General features: G+C 58.5%; 21 protein-coding genes and 3 pseudogenes. 6 read left to right on the top strand and 18 right to left on the bottom strand.

The genetic code is table 11. The annotated features are described in order from the left end of the window. Window positions 1-75: 75 nt before the first annotated feature. The gene (locus FPJ27_RS14315; protein ID WP_204421549.1) at window positions 76-1,629 is read left to right on the top strand and encodes an IS66 family transposase; all 1,554 of its coding nucleotides are present in this window, start codon (window positions 76-78) and stop codon (window positions 1,627-1,629) included. A 145-nt stretch (window positions 1,630-1,774) separates the two neighbouring features. Then, window positions 1,775-2,949 (top strand): IS3 family transposase gene (locus FPJ27_RS14310; RefSeq protein WP_204421548.1). Its coding sequence is split into 2 segments (ribosomal slippage): window positions 1,775-2,036 and window positions 2,036-2,949, totalling 1,176 coding nucleotides; the frame shifts between segments, so codons are not numbered across the junction. Window positions 2,950-3,002: 53 nt separating this feature from the next. Here FPJ27_RS14310 and FPJ27_RS14305 read toward each other — a convergent pair. The 12 genes and pseudogenes from FPJ27_RS14305 to FPJ27_RS14255 form a co-directional block, all read right to left on the bottom strand. After that, window positions 3,003-3,584 (bottom strand): GNAT family N-acetyltransferase, encoded by a 582-nt coding sequence (locus tag FPJ27_RS14305; protein ID WP_204421547.1) that lies wholly within the window; start codon window positions 3,582-3,584, stop codon window positions 3,003-3,005. A 9-nt stretch (window positions 3,585-3,593) separates the two neighbouring features. Continuing rightward, window positions 3,594-4,934, bottom strand: a complete 1,341-nt coding sequence (locus tag FPJ27_RS14300) for an MFS transporter (RefSeq protein WP_204421546.1) — start codon at window positions 4,932-4,934, stop codon at window positions 3,594-3,596. Window positions 4,935-5,055: 121 nt separating this feature from the next. Then, window positions 5,056-5,583: a TfuA-like protein gene (locus FPJ27_RS14295; protein WP_204421545.1), complete on the bottom strand. Its 528-nt coding sequence runs from the start codon at window positions 5,581-5,583 to the stop codon at window positions 5,056-5,058. Window positions 5,584-5,659: 76 nt separating this feature from the next. Beyond that, window positions 5,660-6,853 carry a YcaO-like family protein gene (locus FPJ27_RS14290; RefSeq protein ID WP_204421544.1) on the bottom strand — a complete coding sequence of 398 codons (1,194 nt, stop codon included), beginning with the start codon at window positions 6,851-6,853 and terminating at the stop codon, window positions 5,660-5,662. A gap of 11 nt (window positions 6,854-6,864) precedes the next feature. Continuing rightward, window positions 6,865-9,933 (bottom strand): carbamoyltransferase C-terminal domain-containing protein, encoded by a 3,069-nt coding sequence (locus FPJ27_RS14285; protein ID WP_204421543.1) that lies wholly within the window; start codon window positions 9,931-9,933, stop codon window positions 6,865-6,867. A gap of 3 nt (window positions 9,934-9,936) precedes the next feature. Next, on the bottom strand, window positions 9,937-10,782 hold the full coding sequence (locus tag FPJ27_RS14280; protein ID WP_204421542.1) for a DUF692 family multinuclear iron-containing protein: 846 nt from the start codon (window positions 10,780-10,782) through the stop codon (window positions 9,937-9,939). After that, entirely contained in the window at window positions 10,764-11,360 is a 597-nt protein-coding gene (locus FPJ27_RS14275; protein WP_204421541.1) for a hypothetical protein, read from the bottom strand. The genes FPJ27_RS14280 and FPJ27_RS14275 overlap by 19 nt, the downstream gene beginning before the upstream one ends. A gap of 2 nt (window positions 11,361-11,362) precedes the next feature. After that, window positions 11,363-11,626 carry a MoaD/ThiS family protein gene (locus FPJ27_RS14270; protein ID WP_204421540.1) on the bottom strand — a complete coding sequence of 88 codons (264 nt, stop codon included), beginning with the start codon at window positions 11,624-11,626 and terminating at the stop codon, window positions 11,363-11,365. After that, window positions 11,627-12,256 carry a DUF6445 family protein gene (locus tag FPJ27_RS14265; protein ID WP_204421539.1) on the bottom strand — a complete coding sequence of 210 codons (630 nt, stop codon included), beginning with the start codon at window positions 12,254-12,256 and terminating at the stop codon, window positions 11,627-11,629. Further along, the gene (locus FPJ27_RS14260; RefSeq protein WP_204421538.1) at window positions 12,256-13,413 is read right to left on the bottom strand and encodes a ThiF family adenylyltransferase; all 1,158 of its coding nucleotides are present in this window, start codon (window positions 13,411-13,413) and stop codon (window positions 12,256-12,258) included. The genes FPJ27_RS14265 and FPJ27_RS14260 overlap by 1 nt, the downstream gene beginning before the upstream one ends. 144 nt (window positions 13,414-13,557) lie before the next feature. Next, on the bottom strand, window positions 13,558-13,683 hold the full coding sequence (locus tag FPJ27_RS36815) for a hypothetical protein (protein ID WP_275557384.1): 126 nt from the start codon (window positions 13,681-13,683) through the stop codon (window positions 13,558-13,560). 440 nt (window positions 13,684-14,123) lie between these two features. Then, window positions 14,124-14,402 (bottom strand): annotated as a pseudogene (locus FPJ27_RS14255) (ATP-binding protein); the annotation flags it as partial. A gap of 476 nt (window positions 14,403-14,878) precedes the next feature. Here FPJ27_RS14255 and FPJ27_RS14250 point away from each other — a divergent pair. Beyond that, a pseudogene (locus FPJ27_RS14250) lies at window positions 14,879-15,028 on the top strand (IS3 family transposase); the annotation flags it as partial. Window positions 15,029-15,070: 42 nt separating this feature from the next. On the opposite strand, the gene FPJ27_RS14245 reads toward FPJ27_RS14250, so the two are convergent. From FPJ27_RS14245 to FPJ27_RS14220, 6 genes and pseudogenes are all read right to left on the bottom strand, one after another. Then, window positions 15,071-15,358: a helix-turn-helix domain-containing protein gene (locus FPJ27_RS14245; RefSeq protein WP_204421537.1), complete on the bottom strand. Its 288-nt coding sequence runs from the start codon at window positions 15,356-15,358 to the stop codon at window positions 15,071-15,073. Beyond that, the gene (locus FPJ27_RS14240; protein WP_204421536.1) at window positions 15,351-15,665 is read right to left on the bottom strand and encodes a transcriptional regulator; all 315 of its coding nucleotides are present in this window, start codon (window positions 15,663-15,665) and stop codon (window positions 15,351-15,353) included. The genes FPJ27_RS14245 and FPJ27_RS14240 overlap by 8 nt, the downstream gene beginning before the upstream one ends. Before the next feature lie 358 nt (window positions 15,666-16,023). Beyond that, a complete protein-coding gene (locus FPJ27_RS14235) occupies window positions 16,024-16,233 on the bottom strand; it encodes a hypothetical protein (protein WP_239483191.1) in 210 nt (69 codons plus the stop codon). A gap of 81 nt (window positions 16,234-16,314) precedes the next feature. Beyond that, window positions 16,315-17,406 (bottom strand): IS630 family transposase, encoded by a 1,092-nt coding sequence (locus tag FPJ27_RS14230; RefSeq protein ID WP_204421535.1) that lies wholly within the window; start codon window positions 17,404-17,406, stop codon window positions 16,315-16,317. Window positions 17,407-17,478: 72 nt separating this feature from the next. Next, window positions 17,479-17,913, bottom strand: a pseudogene (locus FPJ27_RS14225) (DUF4158 domain-containing protein); the annotation flags it as partial. A gap of 41 nt (window positions 17,914-17,954) precedes the next feature. Next, entirely contained in the window at window positions 17,955-18,383 is a 429-nt protein-coding gene (locus tag FPJ27_RS14220; protein ID WP_204423256.1) for a hypothetical protein, read from the bottom strand. Window positions 18,384-18,614: 231 nt separating this feature from the next. On the opposite strand from FPJ27_RS14220, the gene FPJ27_RS14215 reads away from it, so the two are divergent. From FPJ27_RS14215 to FPJ27_RS14205, 3 genes are all read left to right on the top strand, one after another. Beyond that, complete coding sequence (locus FPJ27_RS14215; protein WP_204421534.1) at window positions 18,615-19,019, top strand: hypothetical protein; 405 nt, start codon at window positions 18,615-18,617, stop codon at window positions 19,017-19,019. 97 nt (window positions 19,020-19,116) lie between these two features. After that, window positions 19,117-20,787: a site-specific integrase gene (locus FPJ27_RS14210; RefSeq protein ID WP_204421533.1), complete on the top strand. Its 1,671-nt coding sequence runs from the start codon at window positions 19,117-19,119 to the stop codon at window positions 20,785-20,787. Between the two features lie 4 nt (window positions 20,788-20,791). Next, on the top strand, window positions 20,792-21,250 hold the full coding sequence (locus FPJ27_RS14205) for a DUF5993 family protein (RefSeq protein WP_204421532.1): 459 nt from the start codon (window positions 20,792-20,794) through the stop codon (window positions 21,248-21,250). Window positions 21,251-21,260: the final 10 nt, after the last annotated feature.

Here is a 21,260-nt window from a genome sequence, read left to right as displayed (position 1 = left end):
ACCGTCCTATGATGCTGTGCCGGACGTAAACTGTTCCGCTTCCGTATCGGGTTGGCGTCTGGCAGACTGGTTGCCATGGACCTGCCATCCGACCTCGACGCCCTCAGTCCCGAACAGCTCCGCACCTTGGCTGCGGCGTTGATCGTCGAGGTTAGGGAGAAGGACCGCGAGGTCGATGAGAAGGAGCGGGAGCTGCGGTATCGGCAAACGCGGATCGATCAGCTCACGCACGAGCTGTCGATCATCAAGCGGCAGCAGTTCGGTAGGCGCAGCGAACAGTTCAACAAAGAGCAAATGAGCCTGCTCGACGAAGCGATCGACGCGGATCTGGCGGCGATTGAAACCGAGCTCGAAGCGCTGCAACCGGAGAAGCGAGCCAGCCAGGCGCGTCAGCAACCGAAACGTGCACCTCTGCCGCCGCAGTTCCCCCGCACCGACATCCATCACGAACCGAACGATACAACCTGCGCGTGTGGTTGCCAGCGCGTACGCATCGGCGAGGACGTCAGCGAGAAGCTGGACTATACGCCCGGCGTGTTCAAGGTCGAGCGGCATATCCGCGGCAAGTGGGTGTGCAAAGCATGTGAGACGCTGGTGCAGGCGCCGGTTGCGCCGCAGGTGATCGACAAGGGCATCCCGACTGCTGCGCTGCTCGCGTGGGTGCTGGTGGCAAAGTACGCCGATCACTTGCCGCTCTATCGATTGGAGCGCATCTTTGCACGTGCGGGCTTGGCGATACCGCAATCGACACTCGGTGCCTGGGTCGGGGTATGCGGCGTGCGATTGCAGCCTCTGGTCGACGCGCTCCAGCAGGAACTGTTGCAGCAGCACGTGCTGCACGCCGACGAGACGCCGGTACAGAGGCTCGCACCGGGCAAAGGCAAGACCCATCGCGCCTATCTATGGGCGTACAGCACCACGCAGTTCACCGATCTGAAAGCGGTGATCTATGACTTCGCCGACAGTCGTGCCGGCGAACACGCGCGCGCCTTCCTGGGCGAATGGCGCGGCAAGCTGGTGTGCGACGACTACGGCGGCTACAAGGCTGGCTTCGAAAACGGGATCACCGAGATCGGATGCCTCGCCCACGCCCGCCGAAAGTTCTTCGACCTGCACGTCAAGCACCAAAGCGAGCTCGCCGCGCAGGCGCTGCGGTACTTCGGCGCGCTGTACGAAGTGGAACGTGATGTAGTGGCACTTGAACCCGACCGAAGACGTATCGTGCGTCAGGAACGGGCTCGACCGATCGCGGACACACTCCACGCCTGGCTGCTCGAGCAGCGACAACGTGTCCCCGAGGGCTCGGCGATTGCCAAGGCGCTCGATTACAGTCTGAAACGCTGGGAGGCGCTCACGCGCTATCTGGACGACGGGCATCTGCCAGCGGACAACAACTGGGTGGAAAACCAGGTCCGCCCATGGGCTATCGGCAGGTCGAACTGGTTGTTCGTCGGATCGCTGCGCGCGGGCAAGCGTGCAGCCGCGATCATGACGTTGATCCGCTCCGCACAACTGAACGGACACGATCCGTTGGCTTACCTGAAAGACGTGTTGACCCGGTTGCCGACCCACCGTGCTATCGACATCGCACAGCTGCTGCCCCATCGCTGGATTCCAGCCGACGCTTGACCATCTCGACGATCGGTCCCGTCAAGATGACTTCGCCAGGGGCTTACCTTCATCATGGGTCTACGTGAACTTCGCCCCGGCGGTTTAAGGCCGGTCGAAAAAAATGGAAGCCAACGTTTCGTAAAATTGAGAAACGGAGGCATGGATGAATCGAATTCCAAGAGCGGTCTATACGAAGGAGCTTCGCGACGAAGCGGTCAAGTTGGCGTTGACTGAAGGTGTTGGGGTATCGGAAGCTTCCCGGCGGTTGTCGATCCCAATGAAAACGCTGGCAAACTGGGTGCGCGCGGCGAAGGCCGGGAAGCTGAAAGATGTCGGTCGGCACCAGAAGCCACTGACGGAGATGGAGGCCGAGCTGGCACAGGTCAAGCGCGAACTGGCCGAGGTCAAAATGGAGCGCGATCTCCTAAAAAAGTTCGCGACGTACTTCGCGAAGGAGTCGCGGTGAAGTACGGCGTGATTGAACAAATGCGACAGGACTACTCCGTGCCGCCGATGTGCCGCGTGCTGGGCGTATCGGTAAGCGGCTACTATGCGTGGCGCAAGCGCAAACCGTCCGAAAGAACTCGGCAGGAACCTCGCTTGGAAGCGGAGGTGCTCGCGGCGCATCAGCGAACCCGGGAAAGTTTCGGGCCCGAGCGCCTGCAGCAACATCTCGAGGAACGTGGCGTGCGAATCGGCGTGCATCGAATCAGACGGTTGCGCAGAAAACTGGGACTGCGCTGCAAGCAGAAACGTCGGTTCAAGGCCACGACGAATTCGAAGCACGATCTGCCTGTCGCGCCGAATCTGCTGAACCAGAATTTCTCGGTGACGGCGCCCAATCAAGCCTGGTGCGGTGACATCACCTATATCGCGACCGACGAGGGCTGGCTGTACCTTGCCGGCCTGAAGGATCTGTACAGTGGCGAAATCGTCGGCTACGCGATGAGCGAGCGGATGACGAAAAATCTGGTCATGCAGGCGCTGTTCCGCGCTGTCGTGACCCGACGACCGCCGGCGGGCCTGATTCACCATAGCGACCGCGGGTCGCAATATTGTGCGCTCGCCTATCGAGCACTCATCGGCCAGTTTGACATGCGCGCGTCGATGAGCCGCCGTGGCAACTGTTACGACAACGCCCCGATCGAATCCTTCTGGGGAACGCTGAAGAATGAACTGATCTATCATCAACGTTTCGCCACACGTGAGCAGGCACGCCTGGCGATCAGCGAATACATCGAGATCTTCTACAACCGGCAGCGCACGCAGGCGCGTCTGAACTACCAATCGCCTGTCGCGTTCACGCAGCGTTTCTATCTGAATCAGATCGCTGCTTAACCCGTTGGCCTCCACGAATTCCGTCTGACCTCACTTAAGTTGCCCCGAGTGTATCAAGTCGTCTGCGGATTAATTCGTGACGTTAGCACGTGATCCGCCCATTGGCCATTTATTTTTAGATAGGAACGCGCGACTCCTTCAGTTTCAAATCCGAGTCGCTTTAATAGTTTTTCGCTTCGAATATTCTCGGGGCGATAGCTTGCCATGATGCGATGTAATCCGTATGTGTCGAATACATATTCGATTGAACGAGATAGTGCTTCATACATGAATCCTTGACCCTGTGCGGATTCGGCAATCGAGTACCCGAGGTGACATGCCTGAAATATGCCGCGGATAATATTGGTGAAATTGCATTCTCCGAGTAGCGTATCGCTATCGGGGTGCCAGATCAGCCAGTGTAAGGCGTTTCCTGAGCGCACGTGCAGTGCCATATTTTCAAGCCGACTTTGTAGAGCGGGGCGCGTATAAAATTCCGCCCCCCGGAGAGGTTCCCACGGTTGAAGGTGCTGACGGTTGTTCAAATGATACGCCAAGAGAGGGGCGACATCTGTGGTGGTTGCGGGGCGCAGAATCAATCGTGCGGTCTGCAGATCGGCGACGGGAAGATCTTGAGTTGAAGTGGTCGTTTTCATTTGATGAATTTACCGCGGTGTGACATCGAGCGGCATATCGGATCGCCATGTCGCATTGAGACACCCCGATACGATGGCAAGGGCTACACCAATTCCTGCAAGGACCAATAGTTGAGTAATAATCCGGGAAGGTGTATCCAGTCCGGACCCGCGGGCGACGAGATGTACGGAATACGAGCCGTATGCGATGAGCACGACGGTTTGTACCATACTGAAAGCGGTGGCCCGTAAGTGCTTTGGCATTTCGGCCAACAGGCATGTTTGGAGTGTCATATGGCCCGGCGAAAATATGCATTGGAATAGCAATGCGTAACCGATCACGGCACTCGTGGTGTATCCCTGATTGAATCCAATCAGGGCGACCAGTGCCAGAGCGATCTGGCTGAACAATGAAAAATAGATCAACTGATTCGCGCGAAATCTCTTTGTGATAAAGGGGGCTAGCCAGCCTTTGGGAATATGAGCGAGATCAAATGCAGCCAGTACAAGAAGTCCGGCCGCCAGCACTCTTAGCGTTCCGTGTTGCAGGTCGATGTCGCGCAGCTGGGACACGAGCAGATAGGTATGAACGTGGATCACGGTAAGAATCGATAACGCCATACGCAAGAACAGGATCGTGAATCTGGCTTGCCCGCGCCATGACTGTCGGCGCAGGGTGAGATGGAAGCTGACCAGTCGTTGGCCATACTTGCGGCAATGTGCATTGAATGATCGACCCGGCGCCGACTTGCCGGTACGCCTACCGATTACGAAAAAAAACAGGGAAAGTGCGCCATACGTGATGACGGGAATTAGTAGGGACCATTCACTGTGTCCCGTCGCATAATAGTTTGCGAGGGTCGCGGCAAGCACGAGCGTTGGCATATAGGCAGAAAAGAGATTGCCATACGCTTGGGCGCGCACCAAAGCCTTGGTTCGTATTTCATCGAGTGGTTGGCCCTGTTGGCCGGATTGGCTGACTTTTGAGTCGATGTAATCCTGAATGTATGCCTGAAGACAACCCGAGACGCAACCACCTCCGATGGCACTTGAGATGCTACTCAGTATAAGAAATGGGAGTGTCACGGAGGAATGCGTGTCGTGACACGCGAGGAATAAGCAGAAGCTCGCAAAGGACAGTGTGATATAACCATACACCAGAGCGCGTCGATGACCTAACACGTCGGCCAGGATGCCAGTGGGCAATTCCAGGGTAGCCCCCAAATAGAATGCGATGCTAACCCGCAAGGAGACGGCGAAATCAGGCAGGCCACTCAGCACACCTACAATGAGGTGTGCCATTTGATTGGCAATCGATTCACTACCTTTTGCGATGTTATATAGGTATCCGAGTCGCTTGATCCAGGTCATGGGAGGGTTCAATAGTAAATGCGGAAGCGGACGCGCCGTCGATGTGTGCGCTCGTGCGTGAGTGAGGGGATTAGGGTAAGAAAAATGAAAGCTTGGAGCAATGATGTCCGTACAAAATGAATCAGGTGGTGCGTTTCAAGAAATATCGGAATAGCTGATCACACGCAAGCAGTGCATCACGTGCTTTCGGACTCCAGGTAGGGTTCTGCCACATAGATAGGAATTCGGCACATAATGCTGGCATTCCGAAATGATGTGCGATAATTTTCCCGGCAACCTGAGGGTGGCGTTCAAACCAAGGAACGGCGCGTAAGTCACGTAACAGTCGATGATGGGCGGGTCCTGAGATGGAATGTTCTTGGGCGAAATGACGGATTATCCAGTCTGCTTGTGCGAGTGAGATGGTTCGCTCGTTGTGAGTTGCAGGCTGATAGAGGACCGCAACGTCGGCATCGCTGTGGTAATAGCCTAGTTTGAAGCCGAAATAGATTTCGCCGATTCCGATCATCCCGACACGGTTGCAATCGGCTGCACGCAGAGCGCCCATGCTTGAGGCACCGAGCAGTAGCCAGCCGGCATGGAGCAAATCCATGCATTCGCACGGCGAAACAGCCATACTTTCGCCGAAGACGCCGTCGGTGATTAACACGCATCCACGACGCGTAGGCTCGGTCTCAAGTAGCCGGTGCAGATCGCCGCGCTGAACCGGGGGCTGATAATCGAAGTCATGTGGATAAACTTCTCGGGCCAGGCGCAGTGAGGGGCCGCCAAATACGATGGGGGGGGCACGCCGTTGTAGCAGCAAGATTGCACCTCGATGAATTGATGTGAGTATCGAACATTCCCGGCACGATCAGTTTGACGGCGTGAAGCGGCCAGCCCGGCGGTGACAGATCGCAACGATAGACGGATTGGACTCCGGCGCCTCGTAGATAGGTGAGGAGGTGCGGAAGCACTTCGGCCGCGCTTTGATTAAGCGCGACGGTCGCGTGTGGGAACGCGATCGTGGGGTTGGTGTGTGCGAGATGGGAGCGAATGCGGTAGTACGGATTGCGTTGGCCCATTTGTTGGTCGCGATACGAGCTCGCGTGGCGACTCAGGTCTTCACGTGCACCCTGGGCCGCGATAACAACCGCTTGCATGGCTTCGAGAAATGCGCCCTCAAGTGCTTGATATTCATCCAGGTGTGCGGCAACCCCCGAGACCATGAATTTCGGACCGAGGTTGGCAGTGTCGAGAATGGCAACATAGTAGACGGGTAACAGCGCATCAATCCTGAAGATGAACGATTCGTAGCCCTGGGTGGTCAGCTCTTCTAGCGCCGATGTGATGGGCGAGTGAGGAATCGAGCCAGCATGAATCAGTGCGCCCGTAGGGGCATGCAGAAATTGCGAGAAGAACATCGATGACGTATGGCGTTCGATCACCTCAAGTAAGCCGAACAGCGTTGCTTCCTCGAGGGTTGAGCCGCTAGCCAGACCCGAGGTGTGGGGGCGTACGGAGGTGCGGGCACGATCGGGGCCATGGTAGGGGAAATACACCTCCAGAGCGGGTAGCAAGAATGATCGCCCCGAAATGAGTTCGTGTGCCGGAAAGACATCTCGCGGCACAAAATTGACGGGGTGCCCCCAGCCTGCCAGCGAGACAGCTTGCGCAATGTCTCGGTGCGTGACATCAGGGACCGGGGGATGGGCCGCACAGTATCGCTCGAATGCTTCGCCTAACGCTCCGCAAAGCGCTTGCCAAAGATTCCAACCTTTTCCGGTCGTCGCTGAGACTTGCCCATCTGCCAGCGTAACCCGCACCGCTTGCACAACCCGGACGTCGAGCGACACGAAAGGGCCGAGATTGGAAAATCGCGAAATACCCAGTGCTTCTGTTCTGCGAATCAGCGATGTGGCGACCTGCTTGGGCGTCATTGCACGTAGGCTCATGATGCTGGGTGATCATTGGTTGGGCGTTGCCAGTTGAGCATGCGCAGGCGTACAAATCGACGTAGCATGTCCAGACACGTGGTGCTATGTTGGGTACCGGCGTACTTGAGCGCCTCGCCGACATTGCAGCCGGATGCGATTGCCTGCAATACCTGGTACACGGGAGCTCGCAGGCGGATGGTTTTCCCCTGATTGCATACGCGCAGCACGCTCGAGGAGCCGTCCTGATTGGCGGTGATTTCCATGCGGGTACCGGGCGAGAATGTAAGCTTGTCGTCCAAGGCAAAGTTGTCTGTGCTCTCCGGTATCTCGACGAGCAGGTCACCAAAGACGACGCCGCTCAGTTGTGTACTGAGTAGCATCTCGAGCGCATGGCCAGGTTGTTCGACCATAGGTTGTCCACGCACGTTGAATGACGTATTGAGCAGGATCGGAACATCTGCCACCGCTTCAAACGCAGTAAGCAGCGCGTGAATTTCGGGGGCATCGTCTGCTGTTACGGTCTGCACACGCGCGCTGCCGTCGACGTGCGTGATGCCAGCGAGCGTTGAGCGAAACGCTTCGCGAACTTTGACGATTTCAAGCATGTACGGAAACGTCCCATGTGCGTCAAAGAAGGTAGACAAGGCTTCGGCCGTGACCACCGGAGCAAATGGTCTGAATTCTTCTCGGTATTTGATCCATTTATTGACAGAATTCCAAGTGGATCGCTTGCGTGGATCGGCCAAAATCGATCTGGCGCCTAGCGCGCGCGGACCGAATTCGCTACCCTTGTGAAGGGAAAAGAATCCGAACACGGCGCCATCGGCGATGCGCTGGGCGATGGCAGCAGGCGAGACGCGCCGTACTTGGAGGCGATCCGAAAACGCGTTGATCGCCAGTGCGACGTCGCGCTCGCTGTACCGATACCCGAGGAAATCGTGCCGGAAAAGGTGGTTGGGGACGACGCCCGTCAGTCGATGCAGGGCAGCAGCAGCAGCACCAATGGCAATTCCAGCATCATGCTGCGCGGGCAGGAGCGAGAAGTCGCGGGGCTGCAGCTCTGAGCGAATACGATAGTTGGCGACGGAATTCAGGGCGATCCCGCCGGAGAAGACCAGTGATGCCCCCAGCCCGACATGTCGATGAAAGCGATCGAGCAGTGCTGTTTCGAGATCAGACTGGATACGGGCGGCCAGATCGGCGTAATGTAGGACATTGCTGCTAGGTTGTGGAAACTGAGTGGACAGTTTCCAGGCAAATGAGAAATTGAGCTCGCCGTCGGGGGTACGGTGCAGCAGAGTGTGACTGCGCGTGGCCACCCCGTATGGAGCGAGGCCCATCAGTTTGCCGGATGCCTGCCACGAGCCGAATACCAGTTGACTTACGGACGCATAGGTTTCGCCCAGGGACTCGCTGCCGCTGCGGACATTAAATGAAGGTGCGTACTCGCGATGCTGGAGGCGATAGCCATGGCGGTTGAACGCGTAGACCGAAAAAACATGGAGTTGCATTGGATCGTTTCCCCTGCCGCGTCGCAGGTAGGTTGCCAATTGCTCGCCGTCGAGGACGAGATCATCGTGACCAATGCTCACGCCCCCGGAGCCGTCGGCTACCGCGACAGTCGCCTGTTCCAGGCGGCTGCCACTGTAACCGGCATATGCGTGGCATAGATGGTGACTGATGAAGAGTGCTTTGGGGCCCAGCGGATCGAACAGGGTAAAAGTGCTTCGTGCCAGCGGTTGGGTCAGGCCGACGTAACCGGGGGCGAGTGCTTGCACATTGAATGCGAAGACATCTACGTCGTCGGCGGTCAGGCCGGTGACGTCCAGGCAGTAGCGAATTGCCTGTTCGTGAGCCAATGACGACGTTCCGTCGTGTTTGATCCTGGTAAGGCGCTCGAGCTGGATGCCAGCGATGAGTTCGCCGTTTAGCGCCAGGACGGCCGATGCATCATGACTCGCGGAGATGCCGACTACGACCGTGTCGCCGGCGGATTTGACCGGAACGATTTCGTCTGCCAGAACGTCGACGTGTGCGCCGGTCCATGTGATGGCCGAGGCGTCAGTGAGGCCGTCGATCGATAGGGTGACCTGGTGCGACACTTGCGGATCCAGTTCGTCGAGTGTCAGCAGCACGCGATCGTCGTCGATCGGATGTGCTTTCTCATCGACCGTTGCGCGGATCGTCACTCGAAAGCGATGGCCTCGGGCGATGGATTCCGCGGTACTGGGGGTCGCGACAACGGAGAGTCGGCACGAGGCGGCATCGGTGCGGTTGATGCGCAGGGTGAGGTGGCGTTGGCGCGCTTTACCGGGTGTAAGCGTGTATCCCCCGATGGGTTGGCGCAACACGGCAATGTTATCCAACAAAAATGTGCCACTGCAGGGAGATGCAAGTAACAGGAGCGCGGCATGGAGTTGCAGAGGGCATCGAGTGTGACGCAGGCGCTCGTGAAGGAGTGCAGCGAGACCGGCGACAAATGTAACGGCGGGCGACGTGCCACCGATGGGCGTGATGCTGTCGTCCGGGTTTAGCGCGGGATAGGTCTGATCGGCGACGAGCAACGCGGGCTTAATTAGCTCGCCGAGGCCGGCGCCGACGATGCGTTGGTCGTGGCGCCACAGTCCGACTGTTACGGTTGCGCCGGAGGTTGCAGGGGATCGGACACGATTCGCATCGTGACCTGGCGAGCACAGGATGAGACTTTGTGTCGACGGGTGGCGTGCGGATCGCGCAATTTGTGCTTCGTAGTCGGCCATGGCCGCGGAAGCGGGTCCCGAATACGCGTGGGCCTCGATATGGATTGGGCCATGTTCGGCGACGAGCCGTTCCTTGACGGCATCGTAGCCGGATTCGAGGCAATCGCGAATGCTAACAGAGAGGAGTTCACATCCTGGTGCAAACCCATCGAGCCGAGGATCTTTGAGGAAGCCGGTGATCCGACGGACATGCTCGCTCATGTCTTCGATCTGGTCGAAGCGGCGAACGCTGCCGCGAGGGGCCTTGTCATAGACCGCCACGCGACATCCCGTACCATCGAAACAGTCCGTGGAGATGGTGGGCAGGGATTCCTGAGGGGGCATGGCTTAGTTTTCCTTTGTAACGCGCGGCACAAAGCGATGTCGATTGGCGATTTCCTGAAGCCGGGTGATTTCCTCGCTGATTAGCTCGGGTGCAATGCCTGCGCCGATCTCATAAGTGATCGCTCGAAGATTGGGGCAACGGGCAATGGCCGTGTCAAGCAGCGCCAGCACCGGTGCGGCGATCGGTTCGGAATGGGTGTCGCGATAGCGCCACGCATACTGGGGATGGATGCTGCCGCCAGCCACGTGGATTTCGATGGCGTGCTCAAGTGGCAGCGCGGTAAGTACATCGAGCGGCTCTCGAGCGCAATAGCGTGCATAAGAGAACACATGGCTGACGTCAAGTACGATGCCGCAACCGATGCGATCGGTCAGTTGGTTGAAAAATGCATCGAGCGTCATGTCGCCCGCAACGAAACTGCAAGACGGAAGCTCAGCCAGGAACGGCATCGCGCTTTCATGCTGGATGGTGGCTATACCATCGACGGTCTGATCCAGTACGGCCTGGCACAGTACGGGTGGGGCAAAATAGGGGATGTGGTAGGGGCCGATATTCCAGATGCCAATGTCTTCCAAGCACCAGATTGCGTCGAGTGCGTGACTAATTGCACACTGCGCATGCAAAGCGTCCAGATTGACTCCGGTTGCTCCCGCCGGTGCGACACCGGTAAAGTGATGCACAAGCGGCAGAGAAGTCATGCTTCGAAATTGTCGCGCCTCAGTGTCCGTGAGCAGTCCGACAATTGACAAATGGGACAGACGAGATGTCAACGATTCGAGTAAGGTTGCCAATGGTAGGCCGTAGCCGTGGCGATGCTGGAAGTCGAGACCTAAGCCGATTGCTTGCATGTCGAGGCGTCGCGAAATTTGACTTGGATGGCTTGCTCATGTCGCTGGACGACGCAGTTGACGTTTCGCGCATGGGGCTGATAGGAAGATGGCTTGCTGAACAGGGTTTCGAAGGACAGGGCAAATGGCGCGGCGAAACACTCGCTGATCACGTCACCGTCATGTGACGTGAAGTGCTCAGACCACGGGCTATCGATCCGATTCGAAGTGGATAATCCAGAGTAGACGCCTTCGATGCGGGCAAGCAGCTTGAAAACGGGAGATGCATCCGAAAATTGAACGAAATACAGGCAGAAATCTTCGATCAGCGAGCGACCACGGTACATCCAGAACAGATCCGAGCGAGCGTACTCCTGGACGTAAGGCAGAAGTTCACCCTTGTCCAGCACGCGACTGAGTAGCCGCATATCATCGTGCAGTACGGTTCGGAGGTTGCGTATTCGTGCGGCTTGCTCGACTGGCAGGCGTTTGATAGCCATGTGCGCAAGCAAAAACGTCTGCTCATCGGATCCGATAGGCTCAGCGATTCCAGTGTAAAGCGCGCGTAGATAAAGGCGCTGGATGGTTGATGCATCCATGGTCAGCCTCCCGCGATAGCAGTCGCAAACGTTACCTGATCACCGTCGTGCAAGTAGGTATCGGTATCAAAAATTTGGGTATCGTTCACAAAGAGGGCAACAAAGGCTTTGGGTTGTATTCCGACTTCACTTTTCTTGAACAGAATATTGAAGGTTTGATTATCGGTTGATTGAATGTGTTGGAATACTTGCTGCAAATCGCTGGCCTCAACACGTAGTGTGGCGTTGACCATCGAACTCGGCAGGGTAACGGTAATTTTGGCCATTTACAGATAGATTTCGAAATGCTGCGTGAGTCGGCCACTTGCCGGATCAGTGCCGAAGATTCCGGTGGAGGCATGAAAGCAGCGTGCCATCAGAATGATGAGTCGATTGAATCGCATTGGCAGTTCACCGATTTGTTCCCAGTTGGACCAGTCGGCACAATAGCGATGGACCAGGTCGGGAAAGGCGGGGTCGTTGATCGCGACGTCGAATCGCTCGCTAAGCGAAGCCAACCAGATGCGATTCATGACGGTTTGACCGCTCAATTTGCACTGGTAAATTCCGATTCCGCCTGTGCAATACTGGTTGGGTGCGAGATAAACGATTGCCGAATAGCGTTGCGCGTCGTGATGAACGGCGTCGGGGCGGCTCGATTCGTGTTCCTTCATGGCGAGGCGGAACTTGCCTTGCTTGAAGTTTTTGCCCGGGATCGGAGTTTCGCGATTGCCCATGCCGAGCTCGGTCATAATGACTTGACGCACCGGTTCCCAGTCTCGAAGGTCGGTCCATGCTTCAGCGCCTGGGTACATGGCATTGTCCTTAGGGCGAAACTTGAGACTAAGGGCGAGGCTCCGAATGATGATGGGGTCGTCGTAGAAGTCGTCGATGATTAAGGTGGAGCGTGCTCTCATCAGGGGTTCGACTCCATATGAAAAGTGGCGGGATGAGCTTGCATTGCCGGATGAACGCCTGTGCATGCGCAGGAGGTGCGTCGTTGCAGTTTTCGCTCGGAGAAGCGATCTTCGAGCGCGTGATAAACGAGTGCCGTATTGCTATTGGTGCCGACCCCCAAGATGAGCTTGATGACCTTGGCCGCCTGTAATACGCCAATCAGACCGGGCACGACACCGATGACGCCGGCCTCTGAACACGTGGGGGCGATATCCGTTGGGGGAGACTCCGGATACAGGCAGCGGTAGCAGGGACCGCCACGATGGTTGAGCAGGTAGACATGGCCCTCGAATCGGAAAACCGCTCCCTGGACGACGGGGCAATGGATGGCGACAGCAGTATCGTTGATCAGGTAACGCGCGGTGAAGTTATCGGTGCAGTCCACCAGAATGTCGAATGATGAACAGATACGAGAAGCGTTGGCGGTAGCGAGGCGTTCGGTGAACGCCTGCACGTGGATCTCGGGATTCAAGCTCCTGAGTGCATCCGCAGCGGCGCTGGCCTTCAATTTGCCGATGTCGCCGACGCTATAAATGACTTGGCGTTGCAGGTTGCCGAGATCGACACGGTCGTGGTCGATAATGCCGATCTGGCCGACGCCCGCTGCTGCGAGATACTGCAGGCAGGATGAGCCTAGACCGCCTGCACCAATGACTAGGACTTTCGCTTGGTGAAGTTTGCCTTGGCCGGAAGGTCCGACTTGAGGCAGGATCAACTGACGCTCGTATCGCTTACGCTCGACCATGCTGAGTGCGCTTGAGCGCTCAATGGGCAGTCCGGCGGCTTTCCAGGCTGCAAAGCCACCGGTGAGCGAGACAACGTTCGAGTAACCCAACCCATGCAGCGAAGCGACGGCCATCAACGAGCGCACTCCACTCGCGCAATACAGAACGATGGGCGCATTAAGGTCACTGACCTGCTCCGCAACAGTGATCTCCAGGAAACTTCGCCCAGGGGCGTGAGCATTGGGAATTAAACCGTCGCCGATTTCACTTTCTTCGCGGACATCGAAAAATGGCACGGCCTCTTTCAGTAGCGTTTTCGCCACTTCAACGGGGATTTCTCGCGCAGTCTGACGAATCGTCGTCAGATAATCGCTGAATCTTTTTGATGGCATTGTAATGATCGTCTCTGTTTGCGGATGACGTATCAGATTAATGCTGATGTGATGGCGTTGATTGCGCCGCCGTAACCGGATTCGTAGGATTAACCTGCAGGCACACTGCGTGTGCCTGTCCTATTCAATAGGTTTGGAGCGGGATTATTCTTGCCATTCCTTGTTGGAAAGGCTGGAGCTGAGTGCCAGTGTCAGCTCTTCATCCGACACCTGGTTTGCGTCGATTTGCTTTTCGTCTTCTTCGAGAATGAATTGATTTTGCTCGACCATGATATCTCCTATTAATAAAATATATAAATGTCATTCTTGAATTGAGTCAATTCATAAATGACAAATCTAGGTTACGTTGGGGGGGTAATTCGTGTCAAGAGTGGCCGGCAATAACGGGGTGAATTGCAGAATTATCTCATTCGAGAGTCGTTTGCCGTTTGGGGTTATAAGGACGAGTGGGGGGTGTAATGTGTGTAAGCTACGCAAGTAGACGATTAGATGTTCAAAATTGTGGTGGGGGCGCGTACGAGGAGGTGGAGGATTCGTCGTTCCACGCATTGAATCCAAGGCTGGACTAGGTTGTGTTCACGCTATTGCGTATTCCACGCAAACCGAACGCTCATTCCACGCGTAAGCGAACATCCATTCCACGGTTATCCGAACGGGCATTCCACGCGCAAGCGAACGCTGGGGAAGTGGCGACGTGGGTCTGAGCGTTTTTACTCCGCCACTGCCTTGCTGGTCAAACCATTTCGGCGCTTGCGCATCGATTCTCCGGCAAGTGTGACGCGATGCGCGTTGTGAACGAGCCGGTCGAGGATCGCATCGGCGAGCGTCGGATCTCCAATGGCGGCATGCCAGTTCTCGATGGGGATCTGAGTGGTGACGATCGTCGAGTGCGAGCCGTGCCGGTCGTCAAGCACCTCGAGCAAGTCGCGCCGCGCCTGATCGGACATCGGCGCCATCGCGAGATCGTCGAGCACCAGGATGTCGGCACGTACTGCTGGAGCTTGCGGTCTTATGCCTACCCGTTATTATAAGGTGCTCGGTGCTCGGTGCTCGGTGCTCGGTGCTCGGTGCTCGGTGCTGGGGGCGGCCTCTGCGCGAGACTGGCTGGAGGCCCATGCGGCGCGCGTCAATCTGGCCGCGGTCTGGCAGGCTGCCGACGCGCGGGCAACGGCGGGCGCTTGTTCGGGCGTCGCGGCGTGGGATGCGATGGCGCTCGACGCAACCGGCTACGAGCGGGTCTGGCTGGCGCGCCACGCCGGATGGTTTGTGCTTCGCGGCACCGGCGATGCCGGTGCTGGTCGGCGATCGCGCGCCTCGACAAGGCGGCCCGTCGGGCGAGGGACGCGATGCACGGGCGGGCCCGTCTAGCGGCAATGTGGGCAGCTTGTCGCGGCGCCTGCTTGAGCTGGCCGGAGGAAGCGGGTTGGCACATGATCGACGCGATTTGGCGACCATCTACCGGGCACGCATTTACCAAACACGCTACGAAACCCGCGCTCAGGCGCGCCTGGACATCGTCGACTGGATCGAAGGCTATTACAATCGACAGCGCATGCACTCGTCGATCGACTACTGCACTCCCGTCGAATACGAAACCCTACGCGCTGCTGCATGACATGCTGTACGTGAAAACGAGGCAGGATCACCGCTGCGGAGATCAGCCGGCGGGCTGGAGATCCTTCAGGGCTTCGGGGTGCTGCACGGCGACGCGCAGCAACGTCTGCGCCGCGCCGGTCGGGTTGCGACGGCCCTGTTCCCACTGTTGGTAGGTGCGCACCGAGACGCCAAGCAGACCGGCGAACTCCGATTGCGACATGCCAACCTTTGCGCGCGCGATGGAGGCCTCAGTCGGCTGTACGCGCGTCACGCGGCCAGCGAGGCCAGCCTTCATCTGGCGGGCCGATTCCAGCAGGTCCGCTTGAAACCGTTCCAGTTCCTTATTCACGATCGATTTCCTCACGAAGTTGATTGAGAAAGCTCGTCGGCAGGTTGTCGAACTTCGCTTTCGTGTATGCAATCAGTAGCCAGATTTCGCCGTCATCGAGTAGGTTGTAGTAGATGACGCGCGAACCGCCGCGTTTCCCCATCCCGGCGCGCGCCCAGCGCACTTTGCGCAGCCCCGACGTGCCGGGAATCACGTCGCCGGCTAGAGGATTGTCCGCGAGCCAGTTGATGAATGCCTCTCGCTCGTCGTTGCGCCAGATTTCATCCGCGTACCGCTGAAAAATCGGGGTTTCGATGATGGTGTACATGGCGGGCACTATACGCCATTGGCGCATAATTATCAAGCCAATCGCTATGCTGATATGCTGAGACCGGTCAGCGTCCGGTGGACGGTGCCATCAAAAGCTCGCGATACGTGCACCTATGGTCTCGACGCGGGGCTGGAGTTCGGAGCCGCCCTTGGCCGCGGTGCCGGCTGGGACGAGTCGCCGCGCCGAAGGCGAAATACGTCGAGGGGCGCGGAAAATGCGCGAGGTCGCCTCCGGATCGTTGAATAGTTATTCAGACCCTCTGTCAATGTCGTAGCCATTTCAAGATGTCGGGGCGCCAGCCAGAAATGTCCGGTTTTAAGGTTGGTTGGCTGCGTCTCTTTCCTCATTTTGAGCGTTACGCAGTGTCGAAGGTCGGCTCCTGAACGGGCAGGGCGCTCACGTTCGTTTCTCCAGCTTTTGCAGACCGACGGCTAGGTTTGTTTGGCGGCTTTGCGGTTTGCCGACGTTGCGCCAGATCCACGATCACATGCTCGACGTCGGCCTGCGTGATCTCGCGTTGCTTCTTCTTGCCCGGTGTCGATGAAGGCGCGATAAATCGACTCATGGAGCTGGCTGCGGGCCTGGCTGGCGATTCGGGTGAGCGTCGCGAGGGGTGGCAGTTCGTAGCGGCGCCGGACCAACTCTTCTAGTGTCCTGTTCCGCTGATTTGCGAGCAAAGTCGATGCAGCTTTTCGAGGATGGAATCGGCTGATGCGGTCCAGACGAACGGTTTGCAGTTTTCGTTGTAGTGGGAGACGAATTGATCGATGCGCTTGATCAGTTGTTTGACCGAGCCGAACGAGCCTCTACGGATCGCTTTGTCGGTGATCAACGCAAAGAAGCGTTCGACCTGGTTGAGCCACGAACTGTAGGTTGAAATGAAATGCATGTGCCAGCGGGGGCGTGCTGCCAGCCACGCCTTGACCTTCGGATGCTTGTGACTGCCGTAGTTGTCGACGATGCAGTGCACGTCGAGTGCGGCTGGCACGGCTTTGTCGATTTCGCGCAGGAACGACAGGAATTCCTGATGTCGATGACGTGGCTTGCAGGTAGCGAGCACGGCGCCATTGAGCACATTCAGAGCGGCAAACAACGTCGTGGTGCCATGACGGACGTAATCGTGAGTGACGCCTTCGACGTAACCGAAACCCATCGGCAGCATAGGTTGCGTGCGTTCGAGCGCCTGACACTGGCTCTTCTCGTCTACGCACAGCACCAGCGCGTTCTCCGGTGGACTCAGGTACAAGCCGACCACATCGCGCAGTTTCTCGATGAAGAACTGATCGGTCGAGAGCTTGAAGCTTTCGCTTCGGTGCGGCTGCAGACCCAGCAGTTTGAAGTAACGGTGCACGCTCGTCGGCGAGATGGCGGTTTCCGCGGCAATCGTGCGCACACTCCAGTGAGTGGATCCATCTGCCGGCTTCGTGTGCAGGGTCTTGTGAATCAGTTGGGCCAACCGCTCGTCGTCGATGGTACGCGGCTTGCCGGGACGTACTTCGTCATAGAGTCCGTTGATGCGCTGCTCCAGGAACCGCAAACGCCATTTGCCCACCGTGGCACGCGTGAGTTGCAGGCGCTGCGCGATCGCGCTGTTGGGCTCGCCGTCAGCCGCCGCCAGCACGATGCGCGCCCGCGAGACCAGCGCAGCCGAAATCGAGCGAGAACGCGCTATCGATGTCAGTTGCGAACGCTCGTCTTCGCTCAGCACCAGTTCCGCCTTCGGTCGTCCCATCGCCATGTTGACGTCTCCCGTTCCGTTGACGTCAACATGCTACGTGAACATAGACCAGTTAACAACAGAACAGGACACTAGCATCACGTTGACGATATCGGGCAATTCCGCCTTGGTCCGGGCCGTATTAGCCGCTAATTCAGCCAGCCATGCGTGGACTGCGCTGTCGACGGGGAGAATCCGGACGAACTCGCGAAGGATTTTCTGGTGCCGGGATTTACTGCCTGATCGGTCGTAGCGCGCGAGGGTCGCGCGCGGTAGCGGACGAACGCCGAGCACGGCACATACGTGTTCGATGATGGCCGGCGGCACATCCGAGATCACCGGCATGTACCCGAGGCACTGCAGCAGCTTCAATTGCGCGAGGATCAGTACACGCGTCGGCGCCTGGCGGAACTGACCAAAGACGAACCGGATCTCTGCTGCGCTGGGTGTATAGACCTTCCGCAATTCCGCCTCTTCCAGCTCTGCTGGGAGTACTACCGGGTACGCGGGTTCATGAATTTTGGTCATTGACGCAGCCCGTTCCTGGTAGTCCCCGCAGTGCCGGCGGATTAGCGTTTCGGCAGATTGAGGCGGCCCGACAACACCGCCGCGGCGAGGTCAGCATCGCTCATGCCCATGATCCGGTTGATAGAGCCCTGAGATAGTTCGTCGACCGGCGCGAGAATCTGATCCTGCAGGGCCGACAACTGATCAGCCCGCGCCGTCAGATGCGCGAGCATGTCGCGCTGTTCTGGCGTCGAGACCTCGAACTGCCAACGCTTGAACTGTTCACGCTGAAAAGGGAGGAGTTCCGTTGCTCGCTGTAAATCTGCCGGATTCGGGCGAGCGTTGCGTCGTCCAGCACGTGGGGATGTAGGCGACTCCAGCTTGGCATGATGCGACTGCGCTTCGTCCAACTGTCCGCCGAACAGGTCGAAGACGATCAGCAGATAGCTGACCGGTCGCCAGACCGGCGTTCGTGGTTCGTTCTGGTTCATGGAGCAGACTCCAGGCGGAGCCGATGAGATCGACGGAAATCGGTTTGCGGCGTCGCGACGCCTCGGGAGGACGATTGTAGCGCCGCTTCGAGTTCATCGGCCCGACGATCGTTCGGCTGGATCGCTTCGATCTGGCATGATAAGCGGGCCGAAATTCAGTCACGAGTGAACAAGATGGAAAGCAGGAAGCGTTCTTCGCAAAGAACGGGCCTATCAGGCCTGACGAGAGAAATGTTGTTGCCTCTGCCGACGGAAAAGGTCCGTGCGCTGTCGCTGGAAAACCACCTCGCCTTGGCCACCGTCCGGGGCGGCCGTGGCGATCTCGATCAGCTCAGTTGCCTGGTACGCGTAGTGTACCTAGCGTTCTATCTGCGGGAAGCGACTTCGGACGGTGCTGATTTTGATCTGTATCGACGCGCCGAAGCGGCGCTCAATGCGTGCGTCACACGTGCGGAGCAAGGCGAGCGCTGCCTGCTGCTCGACCACGAACTGGCGACCATCGAACAAATTCTCGTGGTTCACGACGAGCAGTTGGCCGCCGTCCCGTGGCATCGCTATCTGGACGCCTGGAAACGACTGCAACACTACATTGTGGCTGGCAAGCGCTCGCCGATCGCGGCCGCATCGGGTACCTGACGGCAGCAATGGAAAGACAGGTGTCAGGTTTTAGATGATACTGGACAGATAACCACTATTATCTGTCCATGATCATTTTTTCTCTAAACTGGCGAGCATGAAAACACGCGAGACCGAACCCGTCACTTTCCCCAGCGACGCCGAACTGGCTGCGCTGCGCGCGTGGTATGCCGGACTCGACGCTCGGGCGGCCGTCGCGCGCTATCTGGGCGAGCGCAAGGCACCCGGGGCATCCGCGCGCGGCGTGCTCGGCGGCATTCGGCGCACCTTGAACGCGTTCGCGAGGAGCCGTCACCGAGCCGACCTGACCGAAACATTCGGCGAGCGATCCACCGCGTCGGCCGACACCGTCGCGCGCGCGATCGAGACGTTGCGCAGCCTGCCGGCACCGGAACCGCACATCGCCGACGCCATCGATCGATGGCTGCCGCCTCGCGTGGTGGCCGCGCTGCGGGCACATGGTATTCGGACGCTGGCCGATCTGACCGTGCGAATTCCGCGCCGTCGCCGCTGGTGGTCCGCGATCGCCGGACTCGGCGTCGCCGGCGCGCGCCGCGTGGAGGCGTTCTTCGCCGCCCACCCGGCACTGACCGAACGGGCACGGGCCTTGGTTGTCGCGGCGCCTGCCGGCGACGTCGTGCCGTGGGAGCAGTTGCGCGTGCCGCACGAAGTCGACGGCTCGCACGGACAGTTTCGGGCGCCGCGGACAGCCTGCTTGCTAAGCGCGTCCAACGACTACGAGGCGATCCAGTCCTGGCTGTCGCTGCACGAATCGGCTGCCACGCAGCGCGCCTACCGCAAGGAAGCGGAACGCCTGATCCTGTGGGCGATCGTCGAGCGCGGCCGCGCGCTGTCGTCGCTCACCACCGACGACGCGATCGCGTATCGGGCGTTCCTGCGCCGCCCCACGCCGCGCGAGCGCTGGGTCGGGCCGTCGCGGCCGCGGCACAGTGTCGAGTGGCGGCCGTTCACTGGCCCGCTGTCGACACGATCCGGGGCATACGCACTGAACGTCTTGTCGGCGCTGTTCCGCTGGCTGATTGAGCAGCGCTACGTGCTCGCGAATCCGTTCGCCGGCGTGAAGGTCAAGAACCATGCGCCACGCGCCGGATTAGACGTGTCGCGCGGCTTCTCCGAGGGCGAGTGGTTGCTGATCCGCACGCTTGCAGACGGCCTCGAGTGGTCCTACGGTTGGAGCGTGCCGGCCGCTCAGCGCCTGCGCTTCCTGCTGGACTTCGGGTACGCAACCGGCCTACGCGCGAGCGAGCTTGTAGGTGCGACGCTCGCAGACATCCGCCGGGACGAACACGGCGATCACTGGCTGCACGTGCTCGGCAAGGGCGGCAAGCGCGGGAAGGTGACGTTGCCGACGCTGGCGCGAACGGCGCTCGACCAGTACCTTGTACAGCGCGGCCTGCCGGTCACTCCCGTGCGCTGGAACCCGGCGACGCCGCTTGTCGCGAGCCTCGACGAGGACGGCGCCCGCATAGAAAGCACGCGACTCTGGCGCGTGCTGAGGCGGTTTTTCGTGCTGGTCGCCGATGCGATCCAGGACGAGCGGCCCGTGACGGCGGAGAAGTTGCGCCGCGCGAGCCCGCACTGGATGCGGCACACGCATGCATCGCATGCGCTGGCGCGGGGTGCAGAACTGATCATGGTGCGTGACAACCTGCGCCATGCTTCGATCTCGACGACGTCGACCTACCTTCACAGCGACGAAGTGCAGCGAGCTCGGCAGTTCGATCGGGCGTTTACCGCACGAAAATGAGCGGATGGTGGTTTATAACGATTTTCGGATAAGCGCGGGAATTTTCATGACTCGCCGAATGATAGCAATTCGCCCGAATTTTGATCGTACTCGTTTGATTTCGATGACGGTAGTAACTGCCGTGCCAGCATCAGCAGAAGCGGAGGAGGCTTACAATCGAAACTTGGAGTTGGCGCGCTTGCGCTGCATGGCGCCAAACTCGGCGATCTCCGGCACAACACGGAGCGGTTCTTCAATCCCTATATTTCCGAGCTACTCCCCCGCCGATCTTCCATTCCGTTTTTCATCATACAAAGAGGTAACCATGTTCATGTTTCTTCCTTTCCTGCTGGCACTTGTCACTGCGGGCGCATCAATGCTCGGTAGGCGAAAGGCGACCATCGTCTTCTATCTCGTGACGCTCGTCATCACGCTCGCGTCCTTCAAGCATCACGCCACCGAAGCGCTCAATCTCGTGTTTTAAGGGGCCTGCA

The organism is Burkholderia sp. MS455 (genome assembly GCF_016899445.1).
Taxonomy (GTDB): Bacteria; Pseudomonadota; Gammaproteobacteria; order Burkholderiales; family Burkholderiaceae; genus Burkholderia; species Burkholderia pyrrocinia_C.
This window is presented reverse-complemented; position numbering and strand designations above follow the sequence as displayed.